This is a genomic window from Paraburkholderia megapolitana (assembly GCF_007556815.1).
Lineage (GTDB): Bacteria > Pseudomonadota > Gammaproteobacteria > Burkholderiales > Burkholderiaceae > Paraburkholderia > Paraburkholderia megapolitana.
In genome coordinates this window covers 143,595-161,827 of the sequence record NZ_CP041743.1, presented here as the reverse complement: position 1 = coordinate 161,827, position 18,233 = coordinate 143,595, and the positions used below count along the sequence as shown (strand labels likewise).

At 63.1% G+C, this 18,233-nt stretch carries 13 protein-coding genes; 8 read left to right on the top strand and 5 right to left on the bottom strand.

Features of this window, described 5'->3' with window-relative positions; all coding sequences use genetic code 11:
• Window positions 1–50 precede the first annotated feature (50 nt).
• Entirely contained in the window at window positions 51–1,514 is a 1,464-nt protein-coding gene (locus FNZ07_RS00655) for a M20 family metallopeptidase (RefSeq protein ID WP_091007071.1), read from the top strand.
• A 38-nt stretch (window positions 1,515–1,552) separates the two neighbouring features.
• The gene (locus FNZ07_RS00650; RefSeq protein WP_091007069.1) at window positions 1,553–2,671 is read left to right on the top strand and encodes a malate/lactate/ureidoglycolate dehydrogenase; all 1,119 of its coding nucleotides are present in this window, start codon (window positions 1,553–1,555) and stop codon (window positions 2,669–2,671) included.
• Between the two features lie 146 nt (window positions 2,672–2,817).
• On the opposite strand, the gene FNZ07_RS00645 is transcribed toward FNZ07_RS00650, so the two are convergent.
• The 5 genes from FNZ07_RS00645 to FNZ07_RS00625 all read right to left on the bottom strand — a co-directional run bounded on the left by FNZ07_RS00645 (window position 2,818) and on the right by FNZ07_RS00625 (window position 8,617).
• Window positions 2,818–5,001 carry a winged helix-turn-helix domain-containing protein gene (locus tag FNZ07_RS00645; protein WP_091007067.1) on the bottom strand — a complete coding sequence of 728 codons (2,184 nt, stop codon included), beginning with the start codon at window positions 4,999–5,001 and terminating at the stop codon, window positions 2,818–2,820.
• 340 nt (window positions 5,002–5,341) lie between these two features.
• Window positions 5,342–5,953: an ankyrin repeat domain-containing protein gene (locus FNZ07_RS00640; protein ID WP_091007065.1), complete on the bottom strand. Its 612-nt coding sequence runs from the start codon at window positions 5,951–5,953 to the stop codon at window positions 5,342–5,344.
• Between the two features lie 105 nt (window positions 5,954–6,058).
• The gene (locus tag FNZ07_RS00635; protein ID WP_091007063.1) at window positions 6,059–7,591 is read right to left on the bottom strand and encodes a catalase; all 1,533 of its coding nucleotides are present in this window, start codon (window positions 7,589–7,591) and stop codon (window positions 6,059–6,061) included.
• Between the two features lie 304 nt (window positions 7,592–7,895).
• Window positions 7,896–8,285 carry an HrpB1 family type III secretion system apparatus protein gene (locus FNZ07_RS00630; RefSeq protein WP_091007060.1) on the bottom strand — a complete coding sequence of 130 codons (390 nt, stop codon included), beginning with the start codon at window positions 8,283–8,285 and terminating at the stop codon, window positions 7,896–7,898.
• Window positions 8,286–8,293: 8 nt separating this feature from the next.
• Window positions 8,294–8,617, bottom strand: a complete 324-nt coding sequence (locus FNZ07_RS00625) for a hypothetical protein (protein WP_091007058.1) — start codon at window positions 8,615–8,617, stop codon at window positions 8,294–8,296.
• Between the two features lie 315 nt (window positions 8,618–8,932).
• Here FNZ07_RS00625 and FNZ07_RS00620 point away from each other — a divergent pair, with 315 nt between their 5' ends.
• The 6 genes from FNZ07_RS00620 (at window position 8,933) to FNZ07_RS00595 (ending at window position 18,191) form a co-directional block, all read left to right on the top strand.
• Complete coding sequence (locus FNZ07_RS00620) at window positions 8,933–10,057, top strand: hypothetical protein (protein ID WP_143098010.1); 1,125 nt, start codon at window positions 8,933–8,935, stop codon at window positions 10,055–10,057.
• A gap of 532 nt (window positions 10,058–10,589) precedes the next feature.
• On the top strand, window positions 10,590–11,633 hold the full coding sequence (locus FNZ07_RS34405; RefSeq protein ID WP_091007054.1) for a toxin co-regulated pilus biosynthesis Q family protein: 1,044 nt from the start codon (window positions 10,590–10,592) through the stop codon (window positions 11,631–11,633).
• Entirely contained in the window at window positions 11,633–13,387 is a 1,755-nt protein-coding gene (pilN, locus tag FNZ07_RS00610; protein ID WP_091007052.1) for a PilN family type IVB pilus formation outer membrane protein, read from the top strand. Before FNZ07_RS34405 ends, pilN begins: the two co-directional genes overlap by 1 nt.
• A 25-nt stretch (window positions 13,388–13,412) precedes the next feature.
• Window positions 13,413–14,687 (top strand): type 4b pilus protein PilO2, encoded by a 1,275-nt coding sequence (gene pilO2, locus FNZ07_RS00605; RefSeq protein WP_091007050.1) that lies wholly within the window; start codon window positions 13,413–13,415, stop codon window positions 14,685–14,687.
• Between the two features lie 608 nt (window positions 14,688–15,295).
• A complete protein-coding gene (locus FNZ07_RS00600; RefSeq protein WP_091007045.1) occupies window positions 15,296–17,125 on the top strand; it encodes a GspE/PulE family protein in 1,830 nt (609 codons plus the stop codon).
• Entirely contained in the window at window positions 17,115–18,191 is a 1,077-nt protein-coding gene (locus tag FNZ07_RS00595) for a type II secretion system F family protein (RefSeq protein WP_091007042.1), read from the top strand. Before FNZ07_RS00600 ends, FNZ07_RS00595 begins: the two co-directional genes overlap by 11 nt.
• The last annotated feature ends 42 nt before the right edge of the window (window positions 18,192–18,233 follow it).

The following is an 18,233-nucleotide window of genomic DNA, read 5'->3' as shown; positions in this document are numbered from 1 at the left end:
AGCGGTCAACGGGACTATCATGTTCGTTTTGAACGCACCGGACCGCCCCCATGATTTCCGACGACACCACCCAGCAGAACCGCCAGGTCGATCACGATGCGCTGCGCGCGTTCGTCGACCGTAAATGGAACGACGAGATCGTGCCGGCGCTGACCGACTACATCGCCGTGCCCGCGAAGAGCCCCGCATTCGATCCCGACTGGGCACGCCACGGTTTCCTCGAACGCGTCGTCACCGATGCGGCCACGTGGGCCGAACAGCAACCGGTGCGCGGACTGAAGCTCGAAGTGGTGCGCCTGCCGGGTCGCACGCCGGTGATCTTCTTCGAAACGCCGGCCACGCGCTCGGGCAGCACCGACACGATCGTGCTGTACGGCCACCTCGACAAGCAACCTGAGTTTTCCGGCTGGCGCAACGACCTCGGCCCGTGGACGCCGAAGTTCGAAGACGGCAAGCTCTATGGCCGCGGCGGTGCCGACGATGGTTACGCGATCTACGCGAGCCTGACTGCGCTCGCCGCGCTCGACGCGCAGGGCATCGAGCGGCCGCGCTGCGTCGGGCTGATCGAAACCTGCGAAGAATCGGGTAGTTACGATCTGCTGCCGTATGTCGATGCGTTGCGCGAACGGCTTGGCAAGGTCGGGCTCGTCGTGTGTCTCGATTCCGGCGCGGGCAATTACGATCAGCTGTGGCTGACCACCTCGCTGCGCGGTCTCGTCGCCGGCGATCTCGAAGTCGCGGTGCTCGACGAAGGTATTCATTCGGGCGGCTACGGCGGCGTTGCGCCGTCGAGCTTCCGCATCATGCGGCAACTGTTCGAGCGTCTCGAAGATGCGTCGAACGGCAACCTGCTGCCGAAGGGTTTTCACTGCGCAATTCCGCCGCAGCGTCTGCTTGAAGCCGAAGCGACCGCGCAGATTCTCGGCGACAGCGTGTGGAAGAGCGTGCCGTGGGCGTGTGGCCAGGATGGCCGCCCCGTGTTGCCCACTACCACCGATCCGCAAGAGGCATTGATCAATTCCACATGGCGTCCGTCGCTGTCGGTGACCGGTGCAGCCGGTCTGCCCGCGCTGGCCGACGCGGGCAATGTGCTGCGTCCGCGCACCGCGTTCAAACTGTCGCTGCGGTTGCCGCCGCTCGTCGACGCGGCGAAGGCGGTTGCCGAACTGAAGGCGCTGCTCGAATTCGATCCGCCGTATAACGCGAAAGTGACGTTCAAGGCCGACGCCGGTGCGGCGACCGGCTGGAGCGCGCCAGACGTGGCGCCGTGGCTTGCGAGCGCGCTCAACGACGCATCGCGCGAGCATTACGGCGCGGACGTCGCCTACATGGGCCAGGGCGGCACGATTCCGTTGATGAACGTGCTCAAGGAAGGATTCCCGCAATCGCAGTTCATGGTGTGCGGCGTGCTCGGTCCGAAGTCGAACGCGCATGGGCCGAACGAATTCCTGCATGTGCCGTACGGCAGGAAGCTGACCGCCACCGTTGCCGAAGTGATCGCTGCGGCGCAGTGATGGCCGCCGGATCCCGCTGACTTCACCCACTGCGCCGAATGAACCCAACCGACGATACCCGCACCGCCTCCGCCATTCCTCCTGCTCCCGCGTTACGCATTCCCGTCGATCGTCTGCACGCAATCGTGCGCGCGATCTGGGAGCAGGCGGGCAGCGCGCCGCGCGAAGCCGAACTGGTCGCCGACCATCTGCTGGCCGCGAATCTGAGCGGTCACGATTCGCACGGCGTCGGCATGATTCCGCGCTACGTCGAGTCGTTGCGCGGTGGGCAGCTGAAACTGAACCTGCACGCACAGGTTGTGCGCGACGCGGGCGCGGTGCTGACGCTCGACGGTGTGAAGGGCTTTGGCCAGGTCGTTGCCTACGAAGCGATGGAGCGCGGTATCGAACGCGCACAGAAACTCGGCGTATGCGCGGTCGCGCTGCGCGGCGCGCATCACATCGGTCGCATCGGGCATTGGGCCGAGCAGTGCGCGCGGGCAGGGCTCGTGTCGTTCCATTTCGTCAACGTCGCGGGCGACCCGCTTGTCGCGCCGTTCGGCGGTGCCGATCGGCGCATCGGTACGAATCCGTTTTGCGCGGCGTTTCCGCGCGCAGGGCGGCCGCCGCTCGTGCTCGATTTCGCGACCAGCACGGTCGCCTTCGGCAAGGCGCGCGTTGCGTACAACATGGGCAAGCAGGTGCCGGCCGGCGCGTTGATCGATCATCAGGGACACGCAACGCGCGAACCCAAAGTCATGCTCGAGGCGCCGTTCGGATCGCTGACGCCGTTTGGCGGCCACAAGGGTTTTGGTCTTGCGGCGATGTGCGAAATTTTCGCCGGCGCGCTGAGCGGCGGTTACACCACGCATGCCGATACGGTGGATCACAGCCGCGCGATCATCAACTGCATGCTGTCGGTGATCATCGACCCCGCGGCATTCGATGCACCGAACGCCGAGGCCGAAGCGGATGCGTTTGTCGAGTGGGTGAAGGCATCGCCGCTAGCCGATGGTGTCGAGCGGATTCTCGCGCCGGGCGAACCGGAACGCGCGACGCGCGCAGAGCGCGAAGCGCACGGTGTGCCCGTCGATCCGGCCACGTGGCAGCAGATCTGCGCGGCGGCTGCGGCGGTGGGTGTGCCGGCGCAGCAGGTGGAGGCGTGGTCGTTCGATTGAGAGCCCATTGACCATTGACGCTCATTGATAGGGCCAATCTGGCGTGCGTGACTCCTGGATTCGCAGCGTCGAACGGGCGACTGCCTGCGATCGTGCGCCGGGAGACGGGGTCCTCGACCATGGCCCATCAGGGCGCGGTGCCCAACTCAAGCGTCGCGACGTACCCGGCGTGACTCTTCCGCTTCGCTTGCCCGCGCGGTGCGGTCGTCGCGTGTCGGCTCGCCGGTGACAGGTCCGCTGTCGCCCGCCTTCGCCAGAGACGCGACGAGGCCGGTCAGTGCGTGCTGCCGGTAAGCGCTATCGGCACATGCGTTGGCGAGGTCATACGCTTCCTGCCATGCCGCGGAGATCTCGTCGAGCGGCGCATGCGCAAGCGGCAATGCGCGTGCAAGCGTGATGCGCAAACGCATTTCGTCGCGCATGCGGCGGGTTGCGCTCGCATCGACGCGCGCGAGCGCCGCGCGGATTGCACGCAGATATTCCTGGGGAAGCGTGAGTGCGCGCCACAGCGGTTCCGAGCCGTCGAGCAGCGCAATCGCGATCTCGAAGCGGTCGTTGCTCACGGCCCAGTCGAGCGCGGCACGCAGATCGCCGAGGTCGTTGCGATCGACCGCGTCGCCAGGCACGCGCGCGCGCCGCGAACTGCTTGCGGCGAGCCGCGGCACGAGCGTCTGCGCATGCGCCGCGGCCGCACATTCGAGTTCGCCGTGCTGCCACAGGATATTGCGCGCCAGCTGACGCACCGGGCCGCGCAGACAGAATGTCGTTTCGCCGTCGCCCTCGATGCGCTCGATGAGTCCTGCATCGAGCAGCGTATCGATCTGCGTATCAGTCTGCACATCGGGCGCCGGATCGCTCGATGTTTCGCTCACGGCACGAGGCTGCCCCACAGTCTGCAAGGCAGCGAATTCCACGAGTAGCCGCGTCGCCGAGGCGCGCGTGAACTCACCCGGAAAAGCGCCGAGGCGTCTGAACTGCGTGCGCGCCGCGTCATCGAGTGCGGCCATCTGCAGATCGAGTACCGCGGCGAGCGGTGTCGAGCGCAGCAGCAACAGGTTTGCACCGACCGTGCGCTGCGCCATCAGGCGATCGAGATCGTGTGCAAACGAATGCACCGCGGGATCGAACGGCGTGTGGGCGGGAATGCGCCGTGCGATCGCTGCGGCGGCGAGTTCGAGCGCAAGCGGCACACCATCGAGGCGACGCGCGATCAACGCGGCGGCGGCCAGCGTGTCCGGTGCGAGGTGACCCGCGTCGAACAGGGCGAGCGGGTCCGCATCGGCCCTGCCACGCATCGAGGCCGTGCGACCCGGCGTGTCGGCTATGACGGAAGGTAAAACCGCCGAGAGCGCAGCAGGCAGCGCCGTGAGCAACACGGTAAGCCGTGCGAACAGCAGCCGCAGTGAGTCGAGTTCCGGCGCTTCGCTCGCATTGAGCCGCGTGTGTCTGGGGATGCGCAGCGGTCCAAGCGGCACGACGTGTTCGCCGGCAATGGACAGCGGCGCGTTCGCCGTGGCGATCACGCGCAGGTTCGGCGCTGCCTCGACGAGCGTCGTGAGCAGATAGCCGGCCGGTTTGCGCAGCGTCTCGCAGCAATCGACGATCAGCAGCAGGCGCCGGTCGCCGATCGCCGACAGCAGGCGCTCGTGGGTCGTCGCACCGATTTCGGCCGGCACGCGCAGTGCTATCGCGAGCGTATCGGCGAGACTGTCCGCCTGCAGTTGCGGTGTGAACGCGACCGCGACCATGCCGTCGGGCACGTGTGCCGCAAGCCGCCGCGCGACTTCGTACGCGAGCCGGCGTTTGCCGAGACCGGCTTCGCCCGCGAGCGTCACGACACGCGCAAGCGACACGAGCCCGAGCAGTTCCGACAGTTCCGCATGACGACCGATGAACGGCGTGGTGCGAACGGGCATGCGCAGCATGAGCGGCAGTGGGGGCGGTTTCGGCGTGGCGACACTTACATTGGTAACCGGATTCGCGCGAACGGCGGGGCCGGCATCGTCGAGAAACTGCAAGGTGCCGGCGAAGCGATATCCGTAACCAGGCACGGTGACAATCAGATCGCGGTCCGCACCCAGCGCGCGGCGCAGTGCCGACACCTGGGCCTGCACGGTGTTCGTGTCGACCGCGCCGCGCGACCATGCGCGCCGCGCGAGTTCGGCCAACGGAACCGAACGCCCCCTGGCTTCGGCGAGTGCGAGCAGCAGTTCGAGCGCACGGCCGCTCATGTCGACGCGCGCTTCGTCGGCGACGAGGCGCACAGGGTTCTGCAATAGCCGGTAGCGGCCGAACGCGATTACCGGCCCTGTCGGTCGCGGTAGCGACATCAAGGGTCTCCAGCCATGGGTTGGGCGGGCCAGGGTGGCGGCCCTCGCGGCGCGCGACAGGTGCGCAAACGCCGCGTTGCGACGAATGTGAATGAAGCCGGCGAACCGGTTTCCAGATAATGAGTAGCCGCAAGCTTATTGCCTCGCGGCCGGATGAGCAAGGAGGGTGTATTCAGTGAGGACGATGATGTGCCAAAACGAATTTCAGGCGGCTCGTCGAGATCTCTGCGCGGGTAAGTGCGCAGACATCGTGAGCCCTGTCATGGCGGACAGCGCAGCGTTTGCTGCGACGCAACTGCTGCAGATGCGGAATGGTTTTTTTTAAATCTGCTTGTCGCAATCAGCGGGTCGCGCCGACCTTTCTCAATGCATTAGCAGCAGCGCGGTTGCCCTGGGCTTCGGCCATCTGCAATGCGGTGCCGCCATGCGCGTCGGTGTGATCCGGATTCGCGCCGCGCGATACCAGTTGGGGCAGCAGCGTAAGGCGTCCGAACAGCGCCGCAAACGACAACGCTGTCTCGCCTGCGTTGTTGGTCTGATCGATAGCGCAATGCGTGTTCATCAAGCTTCGTGCGATCGGCAGTTCGCCTTTGAAGAGTGCGCCCATCAGCGCGGTGTTGCCGTGTTTGTCGCCGAGACACGGGTTCGCGCCGGCCTGCATCAGGAAGTCGAGCGCGGCCGGTTGATCGTCGTATGCGGAGAGAATCAGGGCGGTGTAGCCGGCGTCGGTCGTGCTGTCGATCGGGTAGCCGGCCTCGAGCAGCGCCTTCAGGATATCGATCCTGCCAAGACGCGCCGCGGCGAACCATTCGTCGTCGTACTGGTGAGGATTCGATATCGCTGCGCCTTGAGGCGGCGCGACGAGTTCCGGTGTCGAACGGCAGCCGGCCGCGAAAGCGATACACGCGACGGCGCCGGCCGCCGCGAGTTTCAGTCGGGTGTGGTGGTGCATGGCAACGCTCTCTTGCAGAGTGCCGCGGGCCGGCGCTGTCGAACAACGCCGACCCGCGAGTACAACAATCCAACAACCTTTGCGACGATCGCCGCGAGCAACGCGTCAGTCGTTCAGCTTCGCGGCCTGCGCAGCGACGCGCGAGACGTCGGCGTGCGTTGCGCCCGCAAGACGCGTCCCATAGTCCACATCCGCCTTGTAGAAGTACGAGAGCATCGTGTACTTGTTGGTCTCGTTCGTCACATGGTTCAGATCCGCGGACAACGCCGTGACCAGATCACCCTTGTCCTGCGCGGACAGCGACCGGTAGTACTCGCCGGCCTGGCGGAAATTCAGCGTCTTGTGGATCGCCTGTTGCTGCGTCGTGCCGGCCAGCGGTGTCTGCGTGTATTTGTATTGCGGGTCCTGTGCGAGCTCGGCAATGCCCGATGGTTCATAGTTGACCTCACCCTTACGATCGCCGAAGTTCATCAGGCCGTCCTGATTGTTGTTCGTGACGCTCGCGAGCGGACGGTTGATCGGCAGTTCGTTGTAGTTCGTGCCGATCCGGTAGATCTGCGTATCCGCATACGAGAAGAGCCGTCCCTGCAACATGCGGTCTTCCGACGGCTCGATGCCCGGCACCATGCGCGACGGTGCGAATGCCGATTCCTCGGTGGTCTGGAAGTAGTTGTCCGGCACGCGATTCAGCGTCAGCGTGCCGATCTTGCGCTCGGGTACCGTCGACCAGATCTTCGTATCGTCGAGCGCGTCATAGTCGAACTGCGCGAGCTCTTCGGGCTTCAGCACCTGGATGGTCAGATCCCACTTCGGATCGTCGCCGTTCTTCAATGCCGTATACAAATCGTTCGACATCAGATTCCAGTCTTTGCCGATTGACGTCGGAATGTCCTGAGGCCGGATTCCGTGAATGCCTTGTACGCTTTTCCAATGGAATTTCACGTAGTGAACTTCGCCTTTTGCATTCACGAATTTGAACGCGTGAACGCCAAAGCCATCCATGTGGCGGTACGAATCGGGCATGCCCTGAACGGTGTACAGATGGGTCAGCATGCTGGTCGCTTCAGGCGTATGCGCGAAGAAATCGAAAGCGAGGTTCGCATCCTGCACGCCGGTTACGGCGCTCGGTTTGTTCGCGTGAACGAAGTCGGGGAATTTGATTGCATCGCGGATGAAGAAGATCGGCCAGTTGATGCCGACCAGATCCCAGTTGCCTTGCTGCGTATAAAACTTGGTCGCGAAGCCACGCGGATCGCGTGCCTGTTCCGGCGACCCGCGATAGCCCATCACCGTGGAAAAGCGCACGAACACCGGTGTGTGCGTACCCGGCGTGAAGAGTTGCGCCTTGGTCAGATCGGAGATGTCGGCATCGGCGACGAACTCGCCGAAGGCACCGGTGCCGCGCGCGTGCACGACACGTTCGGGAATGCGTTCGCGATCGAAACGCTGCAGTTTTTCGATCAGTTGCGAGTCTTGTAGTACGACTGGGCCAGCGGGCCCGGCGGTCTGCGAATTCTGGTTGTCGCCGACTGGCGAACCGTTGTCGCGTGTGAGGTCGGCTGCAAACGAAGTCGATGCGAACGCAACGATGAGTGCTGCGGGAAGATACTTGAGTGGGTGCCTGGCGGATGTCGCCATGATCGTCTCCTGCTGATTGTGGGGGGGCGGATGACCCAGCAGATCGTATTGAACGCAATGCCCGCTTACCAATCGGATTTAGACATTGTCGGGATAGCGACTTTTAATCGGCGGTAGCGGATAAGACGGGCAATGGCACCGTGCATTCAGGTGGCATATTGGAGAAATGAAAGCGACGAATTTTGTATCTATTTTTGCGTCGCGTCATCGATTGCGATGGACGATCGAGATGCGATGTGACAGGCGTGAGGCAAGCTAATCGCGTATCGCGGCGCGCTGGATAGCGCGACTAGCCGACCATGGTTCAGCGATAAAACGGGTGAATGTCATCCGCTTCGGAACGATCGAGCAGATTGCGCATGGCTTTGCGTATGTTCGCATCCGGGTGATCCACACACGATTCCGCATAGCCATACCAACTGGGGTCGTTCATCTGCCGCAGACACAGCGCTTTCAGTTCGGGGCACTGATCATCGGGCAAGCCGTTGACGAGTTGCCACGCCTCGGTAGTGAAGCCGCGCTGAATCGCGATCATCACCGGAAAAACCAGCTTGTTGCGCGTCTCCGGATAAGCGTCGTTGAGTTCCTGAAGGAGCGCTTCCGCTTCGTCGAGCCGGTTTTCGATGATGTGGTCGGCGACAACCTGGCCCATCGATGCCGCATCGGTTGCGTGGTGCGTTTCGGCGATATTCATTTCGTCGCTCAGCCGTTTTCGCTGTTGCCGTCGTTACCCTTGAGCTCGTCCACTCCGCCTTTCAGGAGGTTGAGCCCCGCACTGCCCGCAAGTGCTTCGGGTGTCAGCGACATGCCGCTCGTCACGGTCGTAAATGCGCCTTTACCGACATCGAGCGCACCCTTTCCCATCTCTTTGGGGTTCAGTGTCAATGCGCCTTTTGCGAGCTCGCCGACGCCCCCCAAAGCTTTGCCGGCGCCTTTGACAATGCCAGCCACGTCGTCGCCGATCCCTTTAACCGTACTCGTAACGGCATGTTCGAGGGCTCCACCTATTTTTCCGATGATGCTCATTTCGTTTTCCTCTTGATCCAGGTGAGAGGTCATTTCCCGACAAAGGCGCGGGAAGCGTGAGTGGGAATCCGCCAGGCGCCGATCCCGTATTCAAGGTAGCCGCGATGCTCCGGTAAGGTGCATTACATTGCGAAAGCAGACGCTGAAATACGAAGCGCCGCTTCCGCTAGCGAATTCATCGTAGTGGTCGCGTCTTCGCGCAGCGCGTCGTGGTTTCGCGTCGAGTCGTATGCGCGCAGATTTCCCGCCGTACATTGGAACGTACCAGGTGCATCGTGCGGACACCTCGATACCTACTGACGGATGGGAGCGATCATGACGGGCCTAAGCATTCAGAATAACTACGCGGTCAATCCGTTCGGTTCGGTGAACGGCGGCAGTTCGGGCGGCGGGTTGAACACGCAGCAGATCGAACAGATCATCGAGGAACTGCTCGCGGCGTGTCAGAGCCTGCTGCCCGGATCGGACAGCGATGGCATTTCGCCGACGCAAGGGGCGGGGTCCAGCAGCGCTCCGTCGAACTTCAATACGTCGCCGGCTAACTCGATCGATCCGTCGTCGGGCAACAGTCCGGCCGGCGGTCTGAACATGCAGCAGATCGAGCAGATCATCCAGGAGCTGATCGCGGCGTTTCAGAACGTATTGCCGGGATCGGACGATAACAGCATGTCGTCTCCACAAGGCGGTGGTGGTGGAGGGGGCGGTGGATCCCCATCGTTCAATGCCATGCCGCAGCCGCAGCCGGGTGGAGCACCCGGTGGAGCCCCATCGGGCGGCAACAACGCGCCGCCGCCCGCGTCGAACCCACCAGGCGGCTCGCCCGGTGGATCTCCATCCGGCTCAAGCAACCCGCCGCCGCCGGCATCGAACCCGCCAGTCGGCTCGTCCAGCTCCGCAGCATCAGGGGTGACCAACAATGCCGGCGGCGTTCCGCAGGCCGGCGCGGTCGACGGCGTCAGTCCGGCATCGACGCAAACGATGAACACCGGCACCGGCAACGACAAGACCTTCAACGTGACCAACGATACGAACCGCACCGAGTCGTTCACCTACTCCGTGCAGGGCGCGAACAAGGCGACGATGACGCTCGCACCCGGTCAGACCGGAACGTTCACGGCGGGCTCGGGCGATATCGGCGTGCGCATTTCGCCGTCGGATGCGAACGGCAATACGAAACCGAACGAAGTGCTCTATGAGGACGGCGGTGCCGGCAGCGGACAGGCGGCGGGCGCCGGGAATCCCGACATCAGCAAGGTGGATGGCAACAAGGATTTTGGCGGCAACGCGGAGAACATGACGGTCACGTTGTCCGATGGCCGCACGGCTGGCGACGGAGACGCGATTCATGCGTACCAGTATCCGACCGACGATGCGGCTTCGATGGGACTCGCGGGCGATACCAGCAAGACGGCGAACATCGTGATGTCCGATGCGACGTAGTAAATCGTCGTGCGGCCTTACCTGCGGTTACTTCTGTTCGTCTATTCGATTTATCGACCAGAGGCAAGCGATGCTCACTGAGTCTCAAAGTATGGTTTCAGCATACTTCTATGACTAATATTTGTCCGCCGCGCTCGTAAACCATTAATATTTTTATTAAAGAATCTTCCTGACTTGTCGTAAACTCGGCGAAGATGCCAACCTGGCCTCTGGCTTAAGCTTTCAATATGTCAGGTGGCAGGAGTCCGTGTTGCGGAATGAATATTTACGCGCCTCACCTCGGGGTGGCAAGTGAATTTCCGCGCCATCGACGCCTGTCAGCAGGGCATCGGATGAAGCCGGATGGGGCGTGGAAATTCATCAATATTCATTTCGCATAATGGCTTCATTGCGAAATGGAGTCGGCGCAGTTCCGCGTGACGGGGCGCGTCAAGAACATACATGAGAGAGCGCATGGCGATTGGGCGGCCAGGGATACCTGTGCACGCGGAACTCGCACGACGATGAAAGCAATAGAGAAGGCGAAGACGGTATGCGAAAGCTAACGGCAGGTGTGTGGGTGGGGCTCTCTTTCTGTTGTGGCTGGACCGCGAGCGTTGATGCGGTTGCGTCGGACTCGCAGGTGATTGTCGAGGGCAGCCGCTATTCGGGGGGCGACACGGTCAAGGCGGGCGGTCATGGCGTACCGCTGTTGCGTGCGCTTGAGCGGATCGTGCCGTCCAGTTACGGTGTCAATGTGCCAAACGCCGGCGCGTGGGCCGATGTGCCGGTGAGCTGGCACGGCGGCGAATCGTTCGTGACGGCGCTGGGCGAAATACTCGCGGGCAATCCTTCGCTGCAGGCACACGTCGACACCGATCGTCATCTGGTCACCGTGAGCGCGGTTGCACCGATGCCTGGGCAGACGCTGCCCGCGGCTCAAACGCTCGCCACGGCCAGTGCGGCGCCGCTGCCGGTGCCGCCGCGTGTGGATAGCACGAGCAACGTGGCATCGCGCTCCAGCGATTCTGCTGCTGCACTCGTTGCGATTCCAGTTGCGCACCCTGTCGCAACCAGCACATCGACAAGCCCGGTTTATATGGCTGCACTCGCACCGGCACCGCGCGCACGGCAATTGCCGGTTGCGACTCCCGCGCCGGCGCCGATGCGCATCCTCGCATCCGCGCCTTCGCCTTCAACTTCGCCTACGCCGCAAGCGATGCCGCTGAACGTCGCTGTGTCGAATTCGACGGTGGGCATGGCACCTACGATCGCTCCCGCCGCTACGCAAGTCATCGTCCCCGCCAGCATGCCCGCACAGAACACGGCCGATACAGGCCTCATGGTGTGGGACCTGCGGCCATCCGACGGCTCGGTACGCAACGCACTCGCGCGCTGGGCACGCGAGGCAGGGTGGCAGTTCATCTGGGCGGTGCCGACCGACTTCTCGATCGATGCGGCCGCGACCATCCAGGGCACCTTCGAACAGGCATTGAATTCAGTCGTCGATGCGCTGAGTCATTCGGAAGTACCGATCCAGGCAATCTTGTACAAGGGTAATCACGTTCTGCGGGTTACCGCGAAGGGAGCAGGTTGATGCGCGTACTCCGCCAGGTTGCCGTTATCGGCGTATCGCTTTGCGTGCTGGCCGGGTGTACCGGTCTACTTCAGAACGTCCAGCATGACACGCAGGCGGATATGAAGCGCCAGCAGGGTTTGCTCGACGGCGTTAATCGCGGCGATAACCGCGAGCACGACACCGACGCGGTCGTCACGAGCGACGGGTTGTGGCTGTCAGGCAATACGCTCAAGCTCGCCTCGTCGACCACGCTGCCGGGTGTATTCAACGAACCGGCCAGCTTTGACGGTACCGTCGATTCGTTGCGCGCGTTCGCCGACCGCATCACGCGCATGACGAACATCCCGGCGAAGGTCGCACCGGGGACCGAGAGTGCGGTGATGCAAGCCATCCAGGGCGGTTCGTCGACAGGAGCTGCAACGAGCGCGACCTATCCGGGCTTGCCGCCGTTACCAGCCGGGATGATGCAGGGGTCGTCGACGGGCGGCGCTCGCGGTGCAGCGATGGCACCGGATCTGTCGGCGGTCCATATCGTCTACCCGCATGGCGATTTGCGCGGTCTGCTCGATGCGGCCAGTGCGCGCTTCGGTGTGTTCTGGAAGTACGCGAACGGCTCGATCGAATTCTTCTATACCGAAACGCGCGTGTTTCAGGTGTCGGCGATTCCGGGCGATTCGAAGCTCGATGCGAATGTGGTCAGCAGCTCGAGCAGCAGCGGATCGAGCGGAGGCGGTGGAGGTGGCGGTGGCGGAAGCGGTAGTGCAAGCGGTGGCAGCAGCGGCAGCAGCGGCGGGTCCGGCTCGACGCCGTCAGTCTCATCCGACAACACGGCCAATACCACGATGAAAGCACAGCTGTCGGTGTACACCGGCCTGAATGCGACGATCAAGACGATGCTGTCGCCGGCCGGTTCCGTCGTCACGTCTCCGGGCACCGGCTCGATCACGGTGACCGATACACCGGACGTGCTCGCCCGGGTGGGCGAGTTCATGGACCAGCAGAACCGCGTGCTGTCCCGGCAGATACTCGTCAACGTCACGGTGCTATCAGTCACGCTGTCTGCCGGCGACAGCTACGGCATCAACTGGAGCGCGGTTTATCAGGCGCTCGGCACGAGGTTCACGTTCGGCAACAATCTGTTCCAGGGGCTGACCACCAACCCGGTCTCACAAGCGAACTCGGAGCTGTCGGCCTCGGTTCTCACGCCGAACAGCCGCGCGAACGCGACCACCGCGATGATCACTGCTTTGTCCGGTCAGGGCACGGTGCGGCGCAAGACGTCAGCGTCGGTGACGACGCTCAACGACCAGCCGGTGCCTGTGCAGGTTGCCACCATGACAACCTATCTGGCATCGGTATCGACCACCAACACCGCGAATGTCGGCAGCCAGACCTCGCTCACGCCGGGTAGCGTGACGACCGGCTTCAACCTGACGCTACTGCCGCACATCCTCGACGACGGCACGGTGATGATGCAGTTCTACACCAACATTTCGACGCTGGAGCTGTTGCAGAACGCCAGCAGCGGCGTCGGCGCGAACCAGCAGACGATCCAGTTGCCGACCATCGACACGCGCAATTTCTTGCAGCGTGTGTCAATGAAGTCGGGCCAGACACTGGTGATCGGCGGCTACGAAGGCGTGGTCGACAACGGAAGCCAGAACGGCACGCTCACGCCCTCGAACTACCTGTTCGGTGGCGGCTATAACGCACAGCGTTCGCGCGAGGTGATCGTGATCCTGATCACGCCGGTCACGACGAACGGCGCCTGAGCCGGCACGGAGCGATACCTCCATCATGGCGACGCAAATCATCCAGATCGACCGCTATCGCTTTGTCTGCGGTCTGTTCTGGCAATCGTTATCGCGGCGGCACGAACTGCGCACCGAAGCGATCGAACTCGCGACCCGGCTGAACTTCGATGCGATGGTGCTGCGCATCGATCGCAGCTTCGCGGGCGCCGGTTTTGCGAGCACGCGCGAAGGCGCGCAGTTCGGTTTGCCGTCGCTTGGCGCAATGGTGTCGAAAGCGATCGCGACAGAAGGCGCGTTCTACGAAGGTCGTCAGCAACCGGCACCGAACTGGCTTGGCGCATTCAGTCTGCCGGACGGACGCTGGGCCTATTTCGCGGTACGTGACGGTGCGTTTCTGCCGAACGGCGACTGGATCGGCACGAGCGATGAAGTCTTCGAGCGCCTGCATGGCGACTACAGTCTTGGCGGCTGGAACGTCGTAATCGGCGACCCGAGCATCGAGTCGCAAGGCTTCCACAATTTCTATCCGCGCCGCATCGAGGACATGATTCCGCGACGCGGCGGCAAGCCGCGTCTGCCGGGCTGGCTCAATCTCGTACCGGTATCGCACAAGGTGCAGCGGCGCAGGCTCGCGCTTGTCGCCGGCACTGGTGTGCTGATCATCGGGCTGCTGTACGCGGGGCTGCTGTATCGCGCGTACCGGCAGAACATCGAACGCGAACGTGCCTTCGACTTCGCGCGTCAGCAGTTGCTGCTGCATCCATCGACCGCGCTCAGCAAACCGCCACCCGTGCACCCGTGGGCGAGTGCTCCGCTGCCGTCGACATTTACGCGCTACTGCCTCGATCACTTCGAGATGGTCGGCCCCGGTGGCTGGCAACTCGACAATTACACCTGCAATTCGGGCAGCGTTTCATATAGCTGGTCGCGCAGCGATTCGAACGTGGCGATCCTGCTCGCGGCCGAACCGCGTGCGGTAACCGATGTCAACGGCGACCATGCGTCGCTTGTCACACCGTTCTCGTTGCCGGCCGCGGGAGACGAATCGATTGTCGGCGTGCACGGCGTGCGGGTTCGTCTGCTGTCCGCGTTCCAGTTGCTGGGCGTTCCGCTGCGTTTCGCGCTGCAGCGGCCGATGGCCAACGGACAAGTAGCGGCCGATGTGCCGCCGTGGCAGGCATGGCGGTTTTCCGCGCAGCTCGGCGAACTGTCTCCGCGCAACGTGATGAGTTATCTGGACGAGCCTGGTGTGCGGCTGGACACGCTGTCGTACCGGCCGGGGCAATGGACTGTTGAAGGAGTGGTATATGAACAATAACGACCGTTCGCTCCGTAACTGGGCGCTCGTCTGCTGTCTCGCGTGGCCGGCGTTCGCCAGTGCGCAGACCGCGCCCGCACCGACCACGAGCAAGCCAGCGAACCCGCGTGCCGCATCGGGAGCGGTGGCTGCCGGGACAACCTCCGCGGCGCCTGCGGCAGTCGATACCGCACCGTCGCCGGCCGCGCTCGCGGCCGCGCAGGAACTGATGGGCCTGCAGGAGGACACCGTCATCCTGAACGCACAACTGAAGAAACTCGACGTGCAGACCCAGGTCGCCGAGCGCCAGGAAGCGCTCAGCAAAATGGGCCGCGCAGTCACGAACGACGAAGTGGCCGTGATCGCGACCCAGGGTCTGGGCCATACGATGATGGCGACGCTCAACGTGAACAACAGTAGCGAGGTCGACGTGCATGCCGGCGACACGTTGTCGAACGGAATGCGCGTCGTGTCGATCCGTCCCGGCATCGTGGTGATCGACAGTCACGGTATGCGCAATACGCTGACGGTCTCGTCCTCAGGGACGCAGTCGAATATGGTCGCAACGGGGGGATGCGTAATGGCATGTCACCGATTCCGACCATCCCCATGCCAGGGAGATAAGCATCATGGCTACTCCGCTGTATTCCTCCGGTTCTTCGAAGAAACACGTCGTCTCACCGGGAACATCTGCCACGTCGGCTTCGCCGTCACCATCGCCGTCGTCGGTCGTGACGCCGCTGTTGTCGCCGGCTGTGGCGAAGGTGCAGAAACCGGACGGCAGCGAGTTGCTCAAGCCGCCGGTTTCGACTGCCCCGGCGCCCGAAGATCTGCTGGCTCAGTTGCCGGTTGCGCTACCCGAGCAGAACCTCGTGGAGACCACGTTGCAGGTGCCGGTGCAACCGCGCGCAGAAGCAGTGCCGCGACCCGCCGCGCGACCGTTGTCGGATGCCGGCGAATATGCGGCGAGTGCCGAAGAGCGCAAGTTCCTCTGCCTGCTCGACGACGGCACACTGCTAGTGGCGGAAGGGCACGACATGAATCCGTTCGTGCTGTCGTATTGCGCGCGGCTCGAACGGCTCAACTATCGCTACTCGACGCGGCTCGCCAGTCTGGATATCGTGCGACGCTCGTACCAGGGTCGGCGCCGCGACGGCACCGGCGAACGCGTCGATCACACGCAGATGCAGGTGGTCGCCAAGAACCTGATTTCCCGCGCCTGCACCGAGCGTGCATCCGACATCCACATTCGCGTGAACCGCTTCAGTACGGAGATCCTGTTCCGGATTCACAACGAACTGATCCGCATCAGCGAACAGACACGCGAGTACGGCGAACGACTGCTCGCCACGCTGTATTCGGCGATGGCCAGCGTATCGGACAACACCTACAAGCCGAACGAGCGCCAGGACGCGAGCATCGGCGATCGCGACAAACTGCCTGAGCGACTGTTCGGCGTGCGGATTGCTACAGCGCCGACCAGCGTCGGCAGTGTGATGGTGATGCGGCTGCTCTACAACGACGCAGGCGAAACCATTGCGCTCGAAGATCTCGGCTTTACCGCGCGGCAGTCGGAGATGATCGAACTGCTCAAGCAGCAGCCGCACGGCATGAACATCATCAGCGGGCCGACTGGTTCGGGCAAATCGACGACATTGCAACGCGTGCTCGCAAGCCTGATTCGCGACATGGCCGGATCGATCCACGTGATCACGGTGGAAGACCCGGTCGAATATCCGATCACGGGTGCGGTGCAGACGCCGGTCGTCAATGCGAACAGCGAAGAGGCCCGTTCCACCGCATTCGCGGCGGCGATCGCCAACGCGATGCGGCTCGATCCCGACACCATCATGATCGGCGAAATGCGCGATCGCGCTTCGGCACAGAGCGCGTTGCGCGCATCGATGACGGGCCACCAGGTGTGGACCACCGTGCACGCCAACAGCGCGATTGCGATTGCAGACCGGTTGACCGATCTAGGCTTGCCGCTGTCGATGGTGACCGATGAAACGTTGGTTACCGGCCTCATCAGCCAGCGTCTCGTCAAGCTGCTGTGTCAACACTGTGCGCAGCCGTTCGCCGACGTGATGCATACGCTCGATCCGGCGCTGGTCGGGCGCGTGAAGCGTGCGGTCGGCGCGCGCTTCGATCAGGTGCGGGTGGCGGGTCCTGGTTGTCCGCATTGCGGTCACGGCACGGTGGGCCGGACCGTCGTTGCAGAGGTGATCCGCACCGACACGACGTTTAGCGAACTGCTGCGCGAAGGTCGCAAGAACGCCGCGCACGAATACTGGCTCCGTGAAATGGGTGGTCAGACCGTTGCGCAGCACGCGGTCGAGAAGGTCGCGGCAGGGCTCGTCGATCCACGTATGGCCGAACGCGTGGTTGGACCGCTGCCACCGGCATCGGACGCCGAGCGTGGGCTCTTTGTCGCAGGCGGGGAAGGCCATGGCGGTTGATGTTTATCGGACCTGGGCGCGCCTGCAGTTCACGACCCAGGTGCGGCTGCGGCTCTATCGCAAGATTGCCAAGATGATCAGCAACGGTTTGCCGCTGCTCAAGGTGCTCGAGGAACTCGAATTTCGCGCGTCGCACGAAGGCCGCAAGCCGAACGAACCCGATGCCGTGACGCTCACCGACTGGCGACGTGTGGTGCAGAACGGCGGCATGTTGTCGGAAGCAATGGAGTGGTGGGTGCCGCACACCGAACAGATGATCGTGATGGCCGGCGAACAGTCGGGTCGCCTTGAGGTCGCGTTGCAGATGGTGTCCGGCGTCGTGATGTCGGGACGCAAGATTCGCTTTGCGATTGTCGGCGGGCTGATCTATCCGACCGTGATTTTCGTCATGACGCTCGGCTACCTGTTTCTGTTCGGCAAGCTGGTGATTCCACGTTTCGCGTCGATCGTCAGTCCGGACCGCTGGCATGGCGTCGCGCATTCGCTCTACACGATGTCGCGTTTCGTGCAGAGCGGGATGATCTATTGCGTGATTGCGGTGGCGCTGGCGTTGGTCGCGTTGTTCTATTCGATGCCGCGCTGGGCCGGCAATGTGCGCGTCGTGCTCGATCGGTTTCCGCCGTATTCGGTGTACCGGTTAGTCGTTGGTTGCGGGTTTCTGGTGGCGTTTTCTTCGTTGCAGGCCGCGGGCTTCACCGTCGAGAAATCGCTGACCCGGCTTGCGGACAACGCGAAACCGTGGTTGCGTCAGCGCATCGACGACGTGCTGTTTGGCGTCAAGTCAGGGTTGAACGTCGGCGAAGCGATGAAGACCACGGGTTACGGTTTTCCGTCGGAAGAGATTGTCGACGACCTGTGTGTGTATGCGGAATACAAAGGGTTTGCGGAAGCCCTGCAGTCGCTCGCAGACGAATGGATGCAGGAAGGCGTCACGATCATCGAGGCGCAGATGCGTGTGGTGAACGGCGTGGCGATCATCACGCTGGCACTGGTTTTGTCATGGCTGATTACCGGCTTCTTCGGGATTCAGCAGGAAATTGCCGCCATGTCTCGCTCGATGCATTGAGCGCGGTAATCAATCGTCATGCAGCGTTGCTGCATGGAAGCC